At 61.3% G+C, this 16,583-nt stretch carries 18 protein-coding genes; 8 read left to right on the top strand and 10 right to left on the bottom strand.

Going from position 1 to position 16,583, the window contains the following annotated elements; translation table 11 throughout:
- The first annotated feature begins 47 nt into the window (after positions 1–47).
- Complete coding sequence (locus AACZ55_RS02495) at positions 48–1,370, top strand: S8 family serine peptidase (protein WP_339642700.1); 1,323 nt, start codon at positions 48–50, stop codon at positions 1,368–1,370.
- A 63-nt stretch (positions 1,371–1,433) separates the two neighbouring features.
- Here AACZ55_RS02495 and AACZ55_RS02490 read toward each other — a convergent pair whose 3' ends face one another.
- The 4 genes from AACZ55_RS02490 to AACZ55_RS02475 all read right to left on the bottom strand — a co-directional run bounded on the left by AACZ55_RS02490 (position 1,434) and on the right by AACZ55_RS02475 (position 5,125).
- Positions 1,434–1,844: a hypothetical protein gene (locus AACZ55_RS02490; RefSeq protein ID WP_339642697.1), complete on the bottom strand. Its 411-nt coding sequence runs from the start codon at positions 1,842–1,844 to the stop codon at positions 1,434–1,436.
- 79 nt (positions 1,845–1,923) lie between these two features.
- The gene (locus tag AACZ55_RS02485) at positions 1,924–2,613 is read right to left on the bottom strand and encodes a hemolysin III family protein (RefSeq protein WP_338607431.1); all 690 of its coding nucleotides are present in this window, start codon (positions 2,611–2,613) and stop codon (positions 1,924–1,926) included.
- 142 nt (positions 2,614–2,755) lie between these two features.
- Positions 2,756–3,793: a sensor domain-containing diguanylate cyclase gene (locus tag AACZ55_RS02480; protein WP_339642693.1), complete on the bottom strand. Its 1,038-nt coding sequence runs from the start codon at positions 3,791–3,793 to the stop codon at positions 2,756–2,758.
- A 108-nt stretch (positions 3,794–3,901) separates the two neighbouring features.
- On the bottom strand, positions 3,902–5,125 hold the full coding sequence (locus AACZ55_RS02475) for a lytic murein transglycosylase (RefSeq protein WP_339642690.1): 1,224 nt from the start codon (positions 5,123–5,125) through the stop codon (positions 3,902–3,904).
- 216 nt (positions 5,126–5,341) lie between these two features.
- Between AACZ55_RS02475 and aac(3) the strand changes: the two genes are divergently transcribed.
- Positions 5,342–6,145, top strand: a complete 804-nt coding sequence (gene aac(3), locus AACZ55_RS02470; RefSeq protein ID WP_339642687.1) for an aminoglycoside 3-N-acetyltransferase — start codon at positions 5,342–5,344, stop codon at positions 6,143–6,145.
- Between the two features lie 12 nt (positions 6,146–6,157).
- Here aac(3) and AACZ55_RS02465 read toward each other — a convergent pair whose 3' ends face one another.
- Positions 6,158–6,628, bottom strand: a complete 471-nt coding sequence (locus AACZ55_RS02465; protein ID WP_339642684.1) for an SRPBCC family protein — start codon at positions 6,626–6,628, stop codon at positions 6,158–6,160.
- Positions 6,629–6,786: 158 nt separating this feature from the next.
- Between AACZ55_RS02465 and AACZ55_RS02460 the strand changes: the two genes are divergently transcribed.
- Together AACZ55_RS02460 and AACZ55_RS02455 are read left to right on the top strand one after the other, a co-directional pair.
- Complete coding sequence (locus AACZ55_RS02460) at positions 6,787–7,134, top strand: metalloregulator ArsR/SmtB family transcription factor (RefSeq protein ID WP_339642681.1); 348 nt, start codon at positions 6,787–6,789, stop codon at positions 7,132–7,134.
- Positions 7,134–7,625: an SRPBCC family protein gene (locus AACZ55_RS02455; protein ID WP_338607437.1), complete on the top strand. Its 492-nt coding sequence runs from the start codon at positions 7,134–7,136 to the stop codon at positions 7,623–7,625. The genes AACZ55_RS02460 and AACZ55_RS02455 overlap by 1 nt, the downstream gene beginning before the upstream one ends.
- A 144-nt stretch (positions 7,626–7,769) precedes the next feature.
- Here AACZ55_RS02455 and AACZ55_RS02450 read toward each other — a convergent pair whose 3' ends face one another.
- On the bottom strand, positions 7,770–9,209 hold the full coding sequence (locus tag AACZ55_RS02450; RefSeq protein WP_339642677.1) for a TrkH family potassium uptake protein: 1,440 nt from the start codon (positions 9,207–9,209) through the stop codon (positions 7,770–7,772).
- A 141-nt stretch (positions 9,210–9,350) separates the two neighbouring features.
- A complete protein-coding gene (locus AACZ55_RS02445) occupies positions 9,351–9,755 on the bottom strand; it encodes a curlin (RefSeq protein ID WP_339642675.1) in 405 nt (134 codons plus the stop codon).
- A 252-nt stretch (positions 9,756–10,007) separates the two neighbouring features.
- Between AACZ55_RS02445 and AACZ55_RS02440 the strand changes: the two genes are divergently transcribed.
- Positions 10,008–11,198: a hypothetical protein gene (locus AACZ55_RS02440; protein WP_339642672.1), complete on the top strand. Its 1,191-nt coding sequence runs from the start codon at positions 10,008–10,010 to the stop codon at positions 11,196–11,198.
- A 53-nt stretch (positions 11,199–11,251) separates the two neighbouring features.
- On the opposite strand, the gene csgH is transcribed toward AACZ55_RS02440, so the two are convergent.
- The 3 genes from csgH to AACZ55_RS02425 form a co-directional block, all read right to left on the bottom strand.
- A complete protein-coding gene (gene csgH, locus AACZ55_RS02435; RefSeq protein WP_339642669.1) occupies positions 11,252–11,662 on the bottom strand; it encodes a curli-like amyloid fiber formation chaperone CsgH in 411 nt (136 codons plus the stop codon).
- A 77-nt stretch (positions 11,663–11,739) separates the two neighbouring features.
- A complete protein-coding gene (locus AACZ55_RS02430; RefSeq protein ID WP_338607442.1) occupies positions 11,740–12,174 on the bottom strand; it encodes a curlin in 435 nt (144 codons plus the stop codon).
- A 162-nt stretch (positions 12,175–12,336) separates the two neighbouring features.
- A complete protein-coding gene (locus AACZ55_RS02425) occupies positions 12,337–12,786 on the bottom strand; it encodes a YcgN family cysteine cluster protein (protein WP_339642665.1) in 450 nt (149 codons plus the stop codon).
- 126 nt (positions 12,787–12,912) lie between these two features.
- Here AACZ55_RS02425 and AACZ55_RS02420 point away from each other — a divergent pair, with 126 nt between their 5' ends.
- From AACZ55_RS02420 to AACZ55_RS02410, 3 genes are read left to right on the top strand one after another with little or no spacing between them, the layout of a single operon-like run.
- Positions 12,913–15,102: a PBP1A family penicillin-binding protein gene (locus tag AACZ55_RS02420; RefSeq protein WP_339642662.1), complete on the top strand. Its 2,190-nt coding sequence runs from the start codon at positions 12,913–12,915 to the stop codon at positions 15,100–15,102.
- 4 nt (positions 15,103–15,106) lie between these two features.
- Positions 15,107–15,682, top strand: a complete 576-nt coding sequence (locus AACZ55_RS02415; protein ID WP_339642659.1) for a DUF1214 domain-containing protein — start codon at positions 15,107–15,109, stop codon at positions 15,680–15,682.
- Positions 15,679–16,224 (top strand): hypothetical protein, encoded by a 546-nt coding sequence (locus AACZ55_RS02410; RefSeq protein WP_338607447.1) that lies wholly within the window; start codon positions 15,679–15,681, stop codon positions 16,222–16,224. The genes AACZ55_RS02415 and AACZ55_RS02410 overlap by 4 nt, the downstream gene beginning before the upstream one ends.
- Positions 16,225–16,583 lie beyond the last annotated feature (359 nt).

Below are 16,583 nucleotides of genomic sequence, written 5' to 3'. Positions count from 1 at the left end.
ATACGCGACGTTATAACAGCATGTTCCGTTCCAGATGGTGAGGTCCGATGCCGGCCCGTCAAATTCTCAGTCTTGTTTTTGTTCTCCTGGCGCTGGCTTACGGCGCACTGGGCACCAGCCTCGCCTGGACAGGTCTGCCTCTGGTTTCGATGGCAATGGCGCAGGAAGAAGATGACGATGAGGACGACGAAGAGGACGATGAGGATGAAGACGACGATGAGGACGACGGCGGCCGTCGGAACAATGATCGCGACGACGATGATGATGAGGAAGAGGGCGAACGCGGCAATCGGGTGGTCCGCACCGTGTTTGTGCCCGCGCCACCCGCTTTTTTGCCCTCGCGTCCCCAGCCCTCCCCCGAATTGCTGATCACGCTGTCGGAAACGCTTACCGTCCGGCAGATCGAAAGTCTGGGCTTCAATGTTCTGGCGACTGAAACGATAGATCTTATCGGTCGCACTGTGGCTCGCTTGGCTCTGCCGGAAAACCTCCCGGTTTCCGAGGCCCGGCAACTCCTCGCCGAACTTTCCACGGACACGCGACCCGTCGAGAATACGCTCTATGCGCTTCAGGCCTTGCCCTGCACGCCCGAGGGGTGCGCATCGCTCGATATGATGGGCTGGAACCCCGGCAGGATGTGCGAAGCCAGCCCGCGTATCGGCATGATCGATACGCCTGTTGACGCCGCGCGCACCGGGCTTGAAGGAGGTCGGATCGAGACGTTCTCTGCACTGTCGTCCGACAGGCAACCCGCGCCGTCCGACCATGGCAGCGCGATTGCCGCGCTGATGGTCGGGCAGCCCGGCAGCGCCGCGCCGGGGCCGTTACCCAACGCAGAACTGATCGCGGCGGGCGCCTTTCATCGCGGGGAATTCGGCGCGATTTCCGCCGACGCGTTCGATATCGTTCGCGCCCTCGATACGCTGTCCCGGCGCGATCTTGACGTGCTCAACATGAGCCTGGCGGGTGAGGACAATGCGCTCGTTGCCGCCGCAATCGATGAGATGCTCGTCAGCGGCGTGCAGGTCGTGGCAGCGGTCGGAAATCGCGGCCCTGCCTCGCCACCCCAGTTTCCGGCAGCCCAGGAGGGCGTTGTCGCTGTAACGGCAGTCGATGCGGAGTACCGGATTTACCGTCAGGCGCTCCATGGTGAACATGTGGATTTTGCGGCGCCGGGCGTGGACGTTTGGGTCGCAGACCCAGAGGGCGGCAACCTGCGGTCAGGAACTTCTTTTGCGTCCCCGCTGGTTGCCGCTGCCCTGGCGCTTGGCGCATCTCCCGAGGACCTCTCCGCGGATGCCATTGATCTGGGAGAAACAGGCCGGGACCCGGTTTTTGGATACGGCCTGGTCCAGTTTCCCGGCTGTTGAGAGAGCATGATAACAAGAGCCCTCCCGAGCGTTCGCCGGGAGGGCTCTGTCAATGACTAGAGATCAATCCTCTTCGTCATCGTCATCGTCATCATCATCGTCATCATCATCATCATCGTCGTCGTCGTCGTCGTCGTCATCGTCATCGTCATCGTCACGATCATCGCGGTCGTCTCGGTCGTCTCGGTCGTCATCATCGTCATCGCGATCATCGTCGTCGTCGTCGTCGTCGCGATCGTCGTCGTCATCCCGCCAATCGTCGTCGTCGAAGTCAAAGCCGCGGTCTTCGCAGAGGTCCTCGGCGAAACCGATGCTGGTGCCCAAAAGGGCCCGGGCACGACCTTCGGTGGGATCACCGCTCAGGTCTTCGCAGGTGCTGCGAATATCAATAGGCGATTGCGCCTGGGTCGGCAGTGTCAGCAGTGAAACGCCGGCGAGCAGTGCAGTTGCAGTTATGAGGGCGCGGGTTTTCATCTCTACCTCCTTGGGTGTGGTTGGCCATCGGCCGTTTACAAAGGAGCTAACGGATGAAATCTGTTCCTATTCCCCGACGTCACATCCGGATGAGAACCATTGCCTCAAAAATTGCGATGAGGTGCAGCGTTGCACCGGTCACAACGAAGGCGTGCCAGAGCACGTTCTGGAAGGCGAGTTTTTCCCAAAGATGGAAAATGACACCCGCCGAATAGGCCACGCCACCTGCGACCAGGAGCCAAAGGGCCGTCGCCGGGAGAGCGGCTGCCAGTGCCTGGAAGGCCAGAATGCCGCTCCAGCCGATGGCGAGATAAAACGGGATGGCCAGCCTACCGAAATGTTGCGGCACCAAAAGCTTGAGAGCGATGCCGATCAGGGCCGTTGCCCAGACGAAGATCAACAGCTTGTCGGCTACCGCGACATCGCCCAGCGCAATCAGCAGTGGCGTATAGCTTCCTGCGATGAACAGGAAGATCGCCGCCTGATCTATGCGCGCGAGCCATGCCTTGATGGGTCCCATCGGGCAGAGATTGAAGGCCATCGACGCGCTGAGCAAGGCAACGAACGAGCCAACATAGATGGCCACGGCGGCAATTTCCGCGCCGGTCGCGTGAACCACCGCAAGGGTGATCAGTACTGTACCGGCAACAATTGCGACCAACAGGCCCACGCCGTGGACGATGCCGTCGGCAATCAGCTCGGCCAGCGTGAAGGCCCGCCTGTGTCTCAGGACGTATGCCCTGGCGTTGCGGCGCAAATTTGAGCCCATGCCTGCCACCTCCTGGTGCCTTTTCCAGCCTGCCATTTATCCTGGCAAGACTATTATAACGCCTGGTAAGGCAGAATGGTGAACCGGTCGGTGAGATTTTGCCGAAACGGAAGATGCGGGCGCTTGTGTCGCAGCCTGGGTTTCAGTGCATGCCCAGGGGGCGAATGGGATCACCCTCTTCCGATACCGGATCGGTGGCTTGTGGCAAGGCTGCAAAGCTGACGCAGTTGCGGCCGGCCTTTTTTGACTCGTAGAGCGCAATATCGGCCTGGGCGAACCACTGGATGGGCGAGCGCAATCGGGAATCGAATGGGGCAATGCCAAAACTGGCGGTGACGGATACGACCTTGCCCGAGTACCGAAAGCGCAGCCCACTGATTTCTTCACGAAGGCGTTCGGCACACTGGCTGGCCTCATAGGCCATCGTCTCGGGCAACAACATGCCGAATTCTTCGCCGCCCAGCCGGCCCAGCCGGTCGGTGGTCCGGAGGCATTCGGCGGCGCGGTTGGCGACCGATTTGAGCACCTCGTCGGCGATTTCGGCGCCGAAGGCCGTGTTTACCCGGTGAAATCCGTCGATATCGACGAAAATCAGCGTGGCCGGCCGGTCATAGCGCAGCGCCCGCGCGTATTCGCGGTCGACCTCGGCCCTGAAGCTCCTGCGCGTCAGGGCGCCAGTGAGATAGTCCGCTTCACCCGGTTGGTGCGATACAAGTTCGGACATGACCAAGTCGGCAAGGTGGCCAGCAAGCGCCATCTCCCGTTCACCGAACACACGCGCGTTGTTATCCATCACCTGGAGCGCACCAATGACATATCCATCGGCGGTTTGAAGGGGTGCGACAAGGCAGGAGCCGACAGGCGTTCCGCCGGGGCTGCATTCCAGACTGGAGCAACGGGGGTCGGTGGCCACATTTTCGATGGCCAGCGGCTGATCCAGCCCGATGCTCAGCGTCGCAAGAGACCGGTCGCGCTCGACGCGCCGGTAGCTCAGGCCCGTAGCCGCGAGGACGATTTCGGCATGCCGGTCCACGATGGAAATCGCCACCATCGGAGCGATGCTGATCCGCGCGAGTTCCAGAATGTGGTCCAGGGATTCGATCGGGGCGACCAAAGCGGCGGTCAGCCGATTGAGCGCCGCCAACCTTCCCTCTTCGCTCGTCGATACTTCCATAACCATGGGACGGTCCTCTTGCCCTCCGGGTCAACGTGAGACATTACCTCAAATTGTGCATTTTATGGTGTTTCACCGGGTTGGATGGTTACCCAATCCTCACTTTCGCGAATTCTAGCGCAGTGCGGAAAGCAGGGCGCTTGAAGCGTGACCATCGGCCAGAAGCCCGGCAGCGCGCTGGAAGGCGATAATGCCCTGTCGGGTTTTGGGGCCAACGACCCCATCGGGTGTGCCGACATTGTATCCGCGGCGGTTGAGGAGGCTTTGCAATTCTTCGCGCTGTGATCGCGTCAGGCCCGTCTCATTGGCGGGAAACGAGCGGATGAAGGGACCGACGCCAAGGATGCGGTCGGCCAGATGGCCGACGGCGAGGGCATAATTGTCGGAATTGTTGTAGCGCTTGATGACGTCGAAATTGGCAAGCAACAGGAAAACCGGACCACTGCCGCCCGACGGCATGAAAATCCGTCCCATGTCTCCGGAGCGCGGAAAGTTTCGCCCGCCGGTGCGGCGGACACCCATGGCTTCCCATTGGCCAAGGGTCTGGCGCCCGATATCCCAGGCGCGGCCATAATCGAAACCGGAGGGGAGCTGGACTTCGTAGCCCCAGGTTTCGCCGCTCCGCCAGCCATGCGATTTGAGATAGTTGGCGGCCGACCCCAATGCATCGGGCACGGAGTTCCAGATGTCGCGCTTGCCGTTGCCATTGTAATCGACGGCGTAGGCCACAAAGCTCGACGGCATGAACTGGGTGTGCCCCATCGCCCCGGCCCATGACCCCACCATTTGCGGCGCGGCAACATGGCCCGCCTGCAGGATCTGCAGCGCGGTCAGCAATTCGCTCTTGAAAAAGTCGCGCCGGTAATTGCCATAGGTCAACGTTGCCAGCGCATGGATGACATTGTTGCCGCCCATGTAGGATCCGTAGTTGGTTTCCATGCCCCAGATGGCAAGGATGATCTCGGACTGGATGCCATAGCGCTGCTCGGCTCCACCCAATGTCTGGGCCCACTCCCCGCGCATGCTCCGACCGTTGGACACGCGCGTGGACGATACTGCGTCGGCAACATACTGACCCGTCGTCTTGACCGTTTCGGGCTGGCTGCGCGTGAGGCTCATGATGCGGTCGGACGGCGTAAAGCCTGCAAAGGCCTGCTCGAATATGGCGCGGGAAACGCCACGCGAGGACGCTTCGGGCCAGACCGAGGCAACGAAATCGGAGACATTGGCAAAGGCCGGGCGCGGCAGAATGAGCGCTGCGCCAGCGCCCAACCCGAGCGCCATCGCACGACGGCGCGAAAGAACGGGCAAATCAGTCGTGGGGGCGGTGCTACGCATGGAGGGACCTTTTCCGCTTCCAATCGCCAGTTATCCTGTCACGCCTTTATGGCGAGACGCTGTCCGCCCCCAACGGACAGCATGGGATGACTTGGCGCTAACAAAACAAACTCAACGGCATAAAATCTGCCAGAAGGGACTTAAGGTCGTGTTAAGCACGTTGGCGCACGGCGCTCTGATGCTTAAACTCATGTTCACTCTATCGTGAGCGTCCGCATGTCCGACTTTCTATCCTGCGCCGATCTTGTCACCGATCTCTCCCAAATCGGGGTGCGTGCCAGCGATGTCGTTATGGTCCACGCCGCCATGAGCACCGTGGGGAATCTCATCAATGGACCCGATACACTGATCGATGCGCTCCTGAGGACGGTTGGACCCAGCGGCACCATCATGGCCTATACCGACTGGGATGCCCGCTACGAAGCGCTGCTCGATGAGACCGGTCGCGTGCCCGCCGGGTGGCGAGACAGGATTTCAGGGTTCGATCCGCAGCGCTCACGAGCCGTCCGGGACCATGGCGTGTTGCCCGAGTTTCTCAGAACCACCCCTGGCGCCCTGCGCAGCGACAATCCCGGAGCGTCGATGACGGCTATCGGGGCGCGGGCCGATTGGCTGGTTGCCGATCACGCGCTCGATTATGGCTACGGGCCAGGCTCGCCGCTGGCCAGGCTGGTTGAGGCCGGTGGCAAGGTGCTGATGGTCGGCGCGCCGCACGATACGATGACGCTGATCCATCACGCAGAACATCTGGCCGACATTCCCAACAAGCGGATCAAGCGCTGGGCGGTACCGTTTGCCGGCCCGGACGGAACGGTATGGCGGATGTGCGAAGAGTTCGACACCTCGGACGCCGTTGCCCCCCAACTCGATGGTATCGACTATTTTACCGCGATCGTGACATCCCATCTCGAAAAGGGACGCGGGCGGCAAGATAAGATCGGAGCAGCAGGAAGTTTGCTGGTCGATGCCAAACAAATGCTCGAGCACGCCGTGGCGTGGCTCGAGCGGAATGGTCAATAACGCCAGGCGCGTTCAGAGCGTCTTGGCCAGCGCTTCGAGTTGATCGGCGCATATGCCCCAACCCTCGTGGAATCCCATCTGCTCGTGTTGCTGCTTGTCTTGCAGCGTCCAGTGCTTGGCCCGGGCGATATACCGGGTCTTGCCGCCTTCATCGGCGAAGGTCAGCTCGCAGGTGAAGAACGCCTTGTCGGTCGGTTGCCATCCGGCGGTAAAGGCATCGGTGAAAACCAGTTTTTCGTTGGGAACGACTTCGAGATAGATGCCGGGATTGGGATATTCGTTGCCTTCGGGGTCGGCCATCGTGACCGTATTGGCACCACCCGGACGGACGTCGATCTCCACATTGGGCGTGGTCCAGGGCTTGGGCGCGAACCACTGCTTGATAAGGTCTGGCTCGGTCCAGCAACGATAGACCTTGTCGCGCGGCGCATCGATCAGGCGATCCAGCACGAGTTCCTTGTCGGTGTTGGGCGTGGCGGGCATTTGTCGTCTCCATTTGCAGCATTGATGCATACAGGACGTGTCAGTTTGGTCCGATCCGACAAAATCGGCAAATTTTTTGCCCAGCCGCCAGGCTGTGCATATTGACTCGGAAAGCGACCTTATATAACTAATTAGATATCAATCTATACGGTTATGAAATGACGGATTCCGAACGCCTCGACGCCACATTTATCGCCCTGGCCGACCCAACGCGGCGCGCCATTCTGGCGCGGCTGATCGAGGGTGAGGCAACGGTGATGGAACTGGCGGCGCCCTTCGATATGAGCCAGCCTGCCATTTCCAAGCACATAAAGATGCTGGAGCGAGCCGGGCTGGTATCGCGCAGCCGCGACGCGCAAAAGCGCCCGGTCAAGATCGAAGGCATTGCGCTCAAGGAAGCCACTGACTGGCTGGAGAATTATCGTCAGATCTGGGAAGCCAACTTTTCCCGGCTCGACACCCTGCTGGACGAGTTGAAGGCTCAACGCAAAAAGGAACGGAACTGATGAGCTTTTCCACTACCCTTACCGTTTCGACACCGAGCGATCTCGAAGTGGTCATCGAGCGCCTGTTCGATGCCCCGGCCGATCTGGTTTTCGATTGTTATACAAAGCCCGATCTCGTTCGGCGCTGGATGACCGGGATGGACGACTGGTCGCTTGCCACGTGCGAGATCGACCTGAGGCCTGGCGGTACGTATCGCTACGTCTGGTCGGGACCGGATGGGGCCAGCATGGGCCTCAAGGGAATTTTCCACGAGATCGAGCCCCCGGCCCGCCTTGTGACCACCGAGACGTTCGATGACGATTTCGGCATGGGAAAAATGCTGATCGAGTGCGCGTTTCAGGCCGAAAACGATCGCACGCGGCTCAAACAGACAATCACCTATGAATCCAAGGGCCAGCGCGATGCATCACTGGCAACCGGCATGACCGATGGCATGGGCATAAGCTTTGCTTCGCTCGACGCTCTGCTCGCCGACCTCACCGGCAAGTAGAACGAGAAAACGACGGGCTTAGAGCGTGTCCAGCAAAAGCATGTCCTCGACGCGATCGGGGATGGAAACGGTTTTGCGGTTCGGACACGCGACAAGACAAAGGTCTGGAGCCGAGGATTTGATTCAATCAAATCCTGGACGGCTCTAGCGCCGCCAGAAGGCTGGGCTGAACAGAACCAGAATGGCAAGGATTTCAAGGCGCCCAGCCAGCATTGCAAAGATCAGGGCCCATTTGGCCAGCGGCTCCAGCGAGGAAAAATTGCCCGCCGGGCCGATTATTTCACCGAGGCCGGGGCCGACATTGGTGAGGGCGGTAAGCGCTCCGGTGAAGGCTGTCAGGGTATCAAGGCCCGTAAAGCCGAGAACCAATGTGACGGCCAAAAGGAGCGCGAGGAACGCTGCGATGAAATGGTGCACCGATTTGATGGCCTGCCAGGGCACTTCGCGACCCTCGTAGCGCACCACGAATATGCCGTGGGGATAGATCAATTCCTTGAGCCCGTTGCGCAGCGACTGGTAAATTATGATGAGCCTGTAAGTCTTTATTCCACCGCTGGTCGAGCCGGCGGCCCCGCCCAGGAAGGTGGCGAGCAGAAAGACGGTGTTCACGAACGGCCCCCAGAGCGTGTAGTCGGTCGAAGCAAACCCGGTGGTTGTGACCACCGAGACGATATTGAACGCCGAATGGACCCCCAGTGACCTCAGGTCCGACGGCCAGTGGGCGAGTGCCGAAAGGAACACTGCAAAGCTCAAAACCGCCAGAATCGAGAGCAGCACTGGCACTTGTGCCTCAAAGGCTGCAGAAATCCGTCCGGTGGTGACCGCACGCAAAATCGCGATGAAGGGCATCGCGCCGCCAATCATGAAGACGATGCCGACGACGAGAACCGGAAGGCCAAAATGACCCATCGAGGAATCGTGGGTGGAATAGCCGCCGGTCGAGACCGTGGTCATGGCGTGGTTTACGGCATCGAAGCTGGACATGCCCGCCACCCAATAGGAAAGGGCGCAGGCGAGCGAAAGGGCGAGATAGAGCCCCACCATCGCCCATGAGAATTTTGTGAACCGCGCGAAGGGTGAATCGGCCTGTGTCGAGGATTCGAGCTTGTAGATCTGCATGCCGCCCACCCGCAGGAAGGGGAGGAGAAGCAGCCCCATCGCGATGATGCCCAGCCCGCCGAACCATTGCGTCATCGAGCGCCACAGCAGGAGGCCCGGAGGCATGTCGTCAAGGCCCGCAAGTATTGTCGATCCCGTGGTGGTTATTCCCGATGTGGCTTCAAAAACCGCATCGGTAAAGCTGATGGAGAGCCCGGAAAGGAAAAGCGGCAATGCGGCGACGATCGAGGTGGATGCCCAGATCATGTTGACGAGCAGAAAGCCGAATTTCAGGCTGAAGGGCGGAAGCTCACGCCTTGTGGCGAGCGCAAGGAACCCCGAAGGCACGCCGGCGGCGAGCGCGGAGATGAGGAAGGCTTGCCAATCGGGGTTGCCGACGGAGAGATCGGCCAGCATTGGCACAAGCATCATGCCGGCAAGAACGAGCGTGAAAAACGCGGTGACGTAAGCGGTTGCACCAAGCATGTCCCGGCCCCTCCAGCGTGGCGCGGGATCGTTTACGCCTATGGATGCCGGAAATCAACGCTTTGAAGTATGTCACACGCCCCGGGGAACGGCGCCCGTACCCATACGGTCGAGTACGGACACCGGATCGGAGCCGGGGAATTACCAACCGAAGACCAGGCCCAGACCTGTCTGGCCGCCCGACTGATTGACGTGGGCATCGGTCCCTTCACCGAACTGGAACAGGCCGTAGCTGTTGTTCCCGCCCTGCTGGTTGAGGGTGCCGTTGTGGTTGTTGCCTTCCTGATGGACGATGCCGAGGTTGCCGCCGCCGCCCTGGGTCAGACCGGCCATGTTGTTGACGCCATCCTGGGTGATCGAGCCGTTCTGGATGCCGTTGTAGAGGGCATAAATGCCGAGCCCGGCCTGCATCATCTGCTGCTGTTCGGCATTGGCGGGGTTCAAGTTGATCGACACCTGCCCGGCGTTGGCGGGGGCCGTGAATGCGCCCATTGCGATAATCAGTGCGAGGCCGGCGGCCTTTGCTGTGTTGGTGTTGCATCCCATGATCGTGCTCCTCTGGTTTTGCTGTGGCGGTGTTGCGCCTCCATGACCACGACTATGAATTGGGCGAGCTGAACCGCCGTCGAAGGTCACGTTTATCTGGCGTTAAGGTTGCCTCGCCCCTCAAAGCGCCGTCATATTGGAACCCGTGCGGCGCGTTGCTTGTTGTTCGTGCGAGGGACAGCGCCAAGCCGGGACGCTCCTGCCATTTTCGCTTTACCAATTCGCTCCTCAACGGAGCCAAAAGGATTTGCCATGGACGACGACACCGAAACTCAAGACCGCTCGAGGAACCCGCTCGTTATCGCGCTGGGCGCTGCCGCCGTATTGGGCTGGGCGGCGTTCGTGATCTTGTGGTTTGCCTCATCGACAACGACGGGCGGCCTGCAAAACGAAGTCAACGCCCTGACGTCCGAGCGCGATCAGTTGGCAGCCGATGTCCAGACCATGGAAGAGTCGGGGACAACGCTCGAGGAACTCGAGGCCGAAATCAGCACGCTGACCGAGGAACGCAACCGGCTGACCGAAGACCGCGATACCATTGTCGCTGAACGCGACGAGGTACAGGCCGCCCTCGAGGGAGCCAACGCCGAACTTGAGACAGTCGCCGACGCACTGGCCGAGCGCGAGGGTCGCATCGAAGAATTGCAGGCCAATCTCGCCGAAGCCGAAAGTTCGTTTTCCGAAGTGCAGGACCGAATTGCCCAGAGCACGGCAGAGTTGGCCGATGTGGGCAGCCGGTTGCAGACGGCGCGCAGCGAGGAAGCCGAGCTGCGCGAAACCGCGGCCCAGTTGACTCAGGAAGCGGCCGACGCCACGCGCACGTCAGCGGAAATGGAAAGCGAAGTGCAGGCGGCGCGCGAAGCGCAGGCTGCCGCCCAGACCCAATTGTCCGAGCTGCGCGCCAGCCAGGCCGAATTCGAAGACCGGCGCGAAAGCCTCGAAACCGTGGTGGCCGAACTCGAAGGTCAGCAGACCGAACTGGAAAGCCAGGTTACCGACGCGCAGGCCCAGCGCGAGGAGGTGCAGGCCCAACTCGAAACCTTGACGGCCACGCTGTCGGACCGCACCGACGAGCTTGAGGCTCTCGAAGCCGAGGTCGCGTCCCGTCAGGATGAAAGCGACGCGGCCGCGCAGGCCAGCATCAGCGGCATCGGGCCGGGACGGTTCGTGGCGCAGGGCGAGGGCACGAACAGCCTGACCTTCCTGTTCGGCAATGACGGATCATTTGCCGCCTGGGAAGGTGTCGTGCTCGATGCCGAAGCGACAGAGCCCGCGCTGAGCGGCACCTATGCGGCAAGCGAGGGCTCGTTGATCATCGAGGAGATCGATGGCGGCAGTTCGGTGCCCACACCGATCGAATGCGAGATCGTGGCCGGGGACAGCGGTCTGGCTGTCGAAGGAGACTGCGTCCTCTCGGGCCTGACGCTGCGCCAGGTCCAGTAGCGCTGCGATATACGCCAAAGAAAAGGGGCTCCCGTTTCGGAGCCCCTTTTTCGTCAGGCCCAATTGCCCTGCGGATCGAGGCAGGTGTGGACCACCCCGTCGACCTCGACGGTCAGGGCGATATCATATGCCGGCGCGTTGCCGACCGAGACGCGCCCCAGGCTGACAGGCCCGGCGTCATGTGCGGCAAAGCCGCCACCCTGATTGATTGTGGAGCTGTTGGCGCCGCCGACCGACTTTACCGAAAGACGGTAGGTGCCGTTGGTCGGTCCCTGGGCGTTATAGATGGCCTCGAGGGTCATGCCATTGCCGGCTGCGGTCGAAACCACCTCGCAGGGCACCGGGCGTGTTGCGCCGGTGACATCGTCGGTCGAGCGGGCATAGCTGGCCGTACCGACAGCGACAAGTGCGACGGCGGTGCCGAGAATGGAAAGCGAATAGGCTTTGCGGCGATCAATGGTCATCGGATGCGTCCTTCCTTGGCGCCGGGGGGCTAAAAGCCCTGCCCGGCTGGGGAAAATGGGTGAGCCATGCGCGACTGTCAGGGGCAGACCTGAACGAAGGCGGCGACATTGCCCGATCCGTTCTGATCGACCGCAGCAGTGCAGCCATCGCCGACCTGGACGCCGGCAGCCACGTTGCCATTGCCGTCCTGAGTAAGGACCGAGGTATGGTTGGACCCGAACTGGCCAACGCCGGCCTCATTGAAATTGCCGTTCTGCCAGGTTTCGGACTGGTTGTCCCAGCCGCTCTGGCCGCTGGCGGCGACATTGCCGTGGCCCGACTGATGATGGGTGCTCGAATTCCACCAGCCGTCCTGGAAAGCACCGATGGCGTTGCCCGTGCCCGACTGGGTGCCGCCGGCCGAATTGCCCCATCCGAACTGGTTGATGTAGATGTCGTTGGCCATGGCCGGAACGCTCACGGCGCCGAAGCTGGCAGCGAGGGTGGCTGCGATGATGATCTTTTTAAACATTGTTCCGTCTCCTGGTTGGGTTGGGCGGGTGTTGCGTACCGCCGGTTGCCTCTTGCAGGATCAGGTTTAGCTCTATCGGCCGGAACCGGCCGTGAACTCGATATTCAGAAAGCGTTCATCACGATTTTTTCCCGGTCCGAACCGTTTGCAGGGCCGGGTTGGTTATTCGGCCGGTTCCCAGTCGACCCAGTCGATGATGTGGCTTTCCCAGTCGGAGGTGTCGGCATTTTCTTCGGCAATGGTGCGGCCGCGAACGGAAATTCCGGCGGCGTGGACGGTTTCGGGATCGCCCGAAACGAGCGGATGCCACCAGGCCAGCCCCCTGCCCTCGGCGATGCGCCGATAGGCGCAGCTCTTGGGAATCCAGGCGATCTCGCGGACCTTTTCAGGGGTAAGCTTGATGCAGTCGGGAACCTTGGCCTGCCGGTTGGGATAGTCCGAACAGCCGCAAGTGTCTCCATCGAGCAGCTTGCAGCGCACATTGGCGGGGAAAATCTGGCCGCTGTCCTCGTCCTCGAGCTTGAGCAGGCAGCATTTGCCGCAGCCGTCGCACAGCGCCTCCCACTCCTCGGTGGTCATGGCTTCAAGCGGTTTTTCGTCCCAGAATGCCATTGTCGGCACCAACTCCACACTTTTAACCCCGTTGGCAAAACCACATAAAATTGTGATGACCCATTGGGGCTTAACGCCATACAATACCATCGGTTCGGGATCGAGCGCACCCGGACGGGCAAACAATTGAAGCCGAGCAGCAAAAGGCCCAAGGTGCAGGACCCGTTTTACACAAAGCAGAAGCGTGCCAAAGGCAAGAACCGGCTGCTCGAGGCCGACGCATGGCTGGATTCGTTTCTTTACGACGGCATGCGCTCGACGGGACGAGTCTATACCAGGACTCAGGATTTTTTCTCGCTTTTTTCGGTGCGTGGGCTGCGGCGGATTTTCGTCGAGCTGGCATCGGACGCCTTGAGCTTTGGCGCCATGGGCTCTGTGCTTATGGTGGCGCTGGCGCTTTCGGCGATGGATGCAACCGCCTCGGGCGAGTTCAACCGGGCCGAGGACTATTCGGTGATCTTTCTGGACCGCTACGGCAACGAAATCGGGCGGCGCGGCATCCGGTCCGACGATTCGGTGGCGCTGGCGGAAATCCCCGACTTTTTGATCAAGGCGACGCTGGCGACCGAGGACAGGCGGTTTTACGAGCATTTCGGCATCGACGTATGGGGTACGACCCGGGCGCTGCTCTCCAATGCCGGGGGCGATTCGGGCCTGCAGGGTGGGTCCTCGATCACCCAGCAATTGGCCAAGCTCCTGTTTCTGACCAATGAGCGGACCTATGAGCGCAAGATCAAGGAGCTGTTTCTGGCCTTCTGGCTGGAAGCCAATTTCACCAAGGACGAAATCTTAAAGCTCTATCTCGACCGCGCCTATATGGGGGGCGGCAATGTCGGGGTGACGGCGGCGGCGGAGTTCTATTTCGGCAAGCCCATCCAGGATATCGATCTCGCCGAGGCCGCAATGCTGGCCGGGCTTTACAAGGCGCCGACCCGCTGGGCTCCTCACGTCGATATCGCTGCGGCGCGCGGGCGGGCCAATGTGGTCCTCACCAACATGGTCAATGGAGGCTATCTGACCGAAGGCCAGGTGACGGCAGCGCGGCGCCGGCCGGCTGAGCCGGTCGACCGTTCCGCCGAAGCCAATTCGCCCAACTACTTTCTCGACTGGGCGTTTCTGGAAACCAAGCGCCTTGTCGGCGACAGCCCCGAGGTCGGGTTCGTGGTGCGCACAACCATCGATCCCGACCTGCAGGTTCATGCCGAAGACGCCATTATCTCGGTCCTGCGCGAACAGGGCACCGCTTACAATGTGAGCCAGGGCGCCATGGTGGTCATGGAGCACAACGGCGCCGTGCGCGCCATGGTGGGCGGCACCGATTACGGACAGAGCCAGTTCAACCGGGCGGTGGCGCCCAACCGGCAGCCGGGATCGGCGTTCAAGCCATTCGTTTATGCCACCGCGTTCGAGATGCTCGGGCTCACGCCGCGCAGCCCGATCACCGATGCACCGATCTGTATCGGCAATTGGTGCCCGCAGAATTACGGGCGCTCGTTTCGTGGCGGGACGACGATCCGGGCTGCCATGGCCGCTTCGATCAACAGCGTTCCGGTTCGCCTTTCCACCCAGACCGGGCGTGAGCCGATTGCCGAAATGGCGCATCGTCTCGGCATCCGCAACGCGTTTCCGGTGACCCGTTCGCTGGCGCTGGGCGTGGCCTCGGTGAGCGCACTCGACATGGCTTCGGCCTATGCGGTGTTTGCCAATGGCGGCTATCGGGCGACCGGGTTCGGGGTCACGCGCATCACGACGTTGCGCGGCGAAGTGATCTATGAGGCCAATCCCGACGAGAACCGGGTGCGGCTCCTTGATGAGCAGATCGTTTTGTCGATGAACGACATTCTCAACGCCGTCAATTATGGCGGCACGGGCGGACGCGCGGTTGTCGAGGGTGTCCCGAGTGCGGGCAAGACCGGAACGACCAGTTCGTACCGCGATGCGTGGTATGTGGGATATACCGGCAATTACGTCGCCTCGGTCTGGTACGGAAACGACAATTACACGGCCATGAACAATCTGACCGGGGGCAGTCTTCCGGCCATGAGCTGGCAGAAATTCATGGCCTACGCACACACCAATATCGAAGTGAAGCCGGTTTTCGGGGTGGATATGGAGCCTCGGCCCTTCATCATCGCAGATTCGGCAAACGGGGAAGATGGCGAACAGGCGCCCGAGCGCGCGCCGACCCTGGCCCCGGCAGCGGCGATCAAGCTGCTTGATCTGTCGGAAAAAATGCGCCAGTCCCTTGCCGTTGGGGGGAGCGGGGCCATCGATCAGGCAACGGCTCCAGTCGCCGGCGCCAACGAAAGTCTGTGACGTCTTGGGTTTGATTTTCCGACTGCTGGTTGGCCTCGTGGTCGCCCTCTCGGTGGGGTTCGGGGCAAGCTATTACGCGCTGACCGACGGCAGGCTGTTTGCGGCGGTCCGGGTCGGCTCCTGGGCCGCGTGGCCCGATGTGGGACAACCCATGCCCAACCCCTACAGCCGGGCCTATCTGGCGCGGACGGGCCATCTTCAGCTTGGCTATGCCGAGGGCCTTCAATTTCGCGCCTACACGGACGATTCGGGCGATCCGCTGGACGCGCGGTGCCAGTACCTGGTGGCTGGGAAAGTGCCCGGTGCCAGTTTCTGGACGCTTGTGGCAACCGACCCGGACGGCGCCAATATCGCCGCTTCGCCCGAGCTTCCCGCGCTGCACAGCGAACGCGTGGCGCGATGGGGCGATGGTGGGCTCAATGCGACCATCGGGGTCGAAATGGGCCCGGGCAACTGGCTGGAAATCGAAGGAACGGGACCGTTCACGCTCGCTCTGACCCTTTATGACGCCGTGGTGTTTTCAGGCGCCAACACAACAATCGAAGCCATGCCGGCCATCGAAAAGGTGTCCTGCCAATGAGCCGGCTGTTGTTCTGGATATTGGGCGGGGTGGTTCTGGGCGGGCTTATCCATCTGGTTGTCATCCTCACCCTGCCCGACGCGGCCGTGCGCGATGTGTGGCATCGGCTGGAGGCTGTCGCGCCGCTTGAAACCTTTGTGGTTTTCGATGATCTGGCTCCCGGTGAAGCCAACCCGATGGGGCTGGACCCCGAACTGCTCTATGGTGTGTGCAGGCTGGAGCTGGGCGACGGGCCGGGCATCGTCAACGGAGATTTGCCGCTCGCGTTCTGGTCGGTCGCTGTGTTCAACGCCGATGGGCATGTGATCTATTCCACGACCAATCGTTCGGGTTCGGGTGATCTGCTGGACATGGGCCTGTTCAATCCCGCCCAGACGCGCCTTCTGGCCGAACAGCGCTTCGAGATCGACGAAGGACTTTTGATCGTTGAGGCGCAGGGCAACGACGTTGCAGTCGTCGTGCGGCTGGCGCCGCCCCATCAGGCCATGCGGGAGCGCTATCGTGACGCGCTCTCCCAACTGAGCTGCTCGATCATCCGTTAGAGCCGTTCAGGATTTGATTGACTCAAATCCTTGGCTCTAAGCCCTTGTTCTGTCGCGTGTCCGAACCGCAAAACCGTTTCCACTCTTGCTTCTCCCCGCCGCTTTGCGTCCCCCCTCGCTGCCCCGGCGCACGCCGGGGTCCATGTGCCTTTCCATTCGCTTGTAAGCATGGACAAGGCTGCTGGGTCCCGGATCAAGTCCGGGACAGCGATGGGTGTTGAGCCGCGCTTGCGGCTCCATCACCACCATTCACTCCACCCCCATCGTCATCCTCGGGCTCGACCCAGGGAGTGAGTGCCGTCCATAGGCAAATCGCTCCGGTGGAGCGATTTGAGGCGCGAACGCCCGGAGCGCTATGC

Source organism: uncultured Pelagibacterium sp. (genome assembly GCF_963972885.1).
Taxonomy (GTDB): Bacteria; Pseudomonadota; Alphaproteobacteria; order Rhizobiales; family Devosiaceae; genus Pelagibacterium; species Pelagibacterium nitratireducens.
This window is presented reverse-complemented; position numbering and strand designations above follow the sequence as displayed.

Excerpts from the sequence above, each read along its gene's own strand:
- AACZ55_RS02495 (WP_339642700.1), top strand. The coding sequence starts at position 48 with ATGCCGGCCCGTCAAATTCTCAGTCTTGTTTTTGTTCTCCTGGCGCTG.
- AACZ55_RS02440 (WP_339642672.1), top strand. The coding sequence starts at position 10,008 with ATGGACGACGACACCGAAACTCAAGACCGCTCGAGGAACCCGCTCGTT.
- AACZ55_RS02410 (WP_338607447.1), top strand. The coding sequence starts at position 15,679 with ATGAGCCGGCTGTTGTTCTGGATATTGGGCGGGGTGGTTCTGGGCGGG.
- AACZ55_RS02445 (WP_339642675.1), bottom strand. The coding sequence starts at position 9,755 with ATGGGATGCAACACCAACACAGCAAAGGCCGCCGGCCTCGCACTGATT.
- AACZ55_RS02490 (WP_339642697.1), bottom strand. The coding sequence starts at position 1,844 with ATGAAAACCCGCGCCCTCATAACTGCAACTGCACTGCTCGCCGGCGTT.
- csgH (WP_339642669.1), bottom strand. The coding sequence starts at position 11,662 with ATGACCATTGATCGCCGCAAAGCCTATTCGCTTTCCATTCTCGGCACC.
- AACZ55_RS02430 (WP_338607442.1), bottom strand. The coding sequence starts at position 12,174 with ATGTTTAAAAAGATCATCATCGCAGCCACCCTCGCTGCCAGCTTCGGC.
- AACZ55_RS02465 (WP_339642684.1), bottom strand. The coding sequence starts at position 6,628 with ATGCCCGCCACGCCCAACACCGACAAGGAACTCGTGCTGGATCGCCTG.
- AACZ55_RS02460 (WP_339642681.1), top strand. The coding sequence starts at position 6,787 with ATGACGGATTCCGAACGCCTCGACGCCACATTTATCGCCCTGGCCGAC.
- AACZ55_RS02425 (WP_339642665.1), bottom strand. The coding sequence starts at position 12,786 with ATGGCATTCTGGGACGAAAAACCGCTTGAAGCCATGACCACCGAGGAG.
- AACZ55_RS02480 (WP_339642693.1), bottom strand. The coding sequence starts at position 3,793 with ATGGTTATGGAAGTATCGACGAGCGAAGAGGGAAGGTTGGCGGCGCTC.
- AACZ55_RS02455 (WP_338607437.1), top strand. The coding sequence starts at position 7,134 with ATGAGCTTTTCCACTACCCTTACCGTTTCGACACCGAGCGATCTCGAA.
- AACZ55_RS02450 (WP_339642677.1), bottom strand. The coding sequence starts at position 9,209 with ATGCTTGGTGCAACCGCTTACGTCACCGCGTTTTTCACGCTCGTTCTT.
- AACZ55_RS02475 (WP_339642690.1), bottom strand. The coding sequence starts at position 5,125 with ATGCGTAGCACCGCCCCCACGACTGATTTGCCCGTTCTTTCGCGCCGT.
- AACZ55_RS02485 (WP_338607431.1), bottom strand. The coding sequence starts at position 2,613 with ATGGGCTCAAATTTGCGCCGCAACGCCAGGGCATACGTCCTGAGACAC.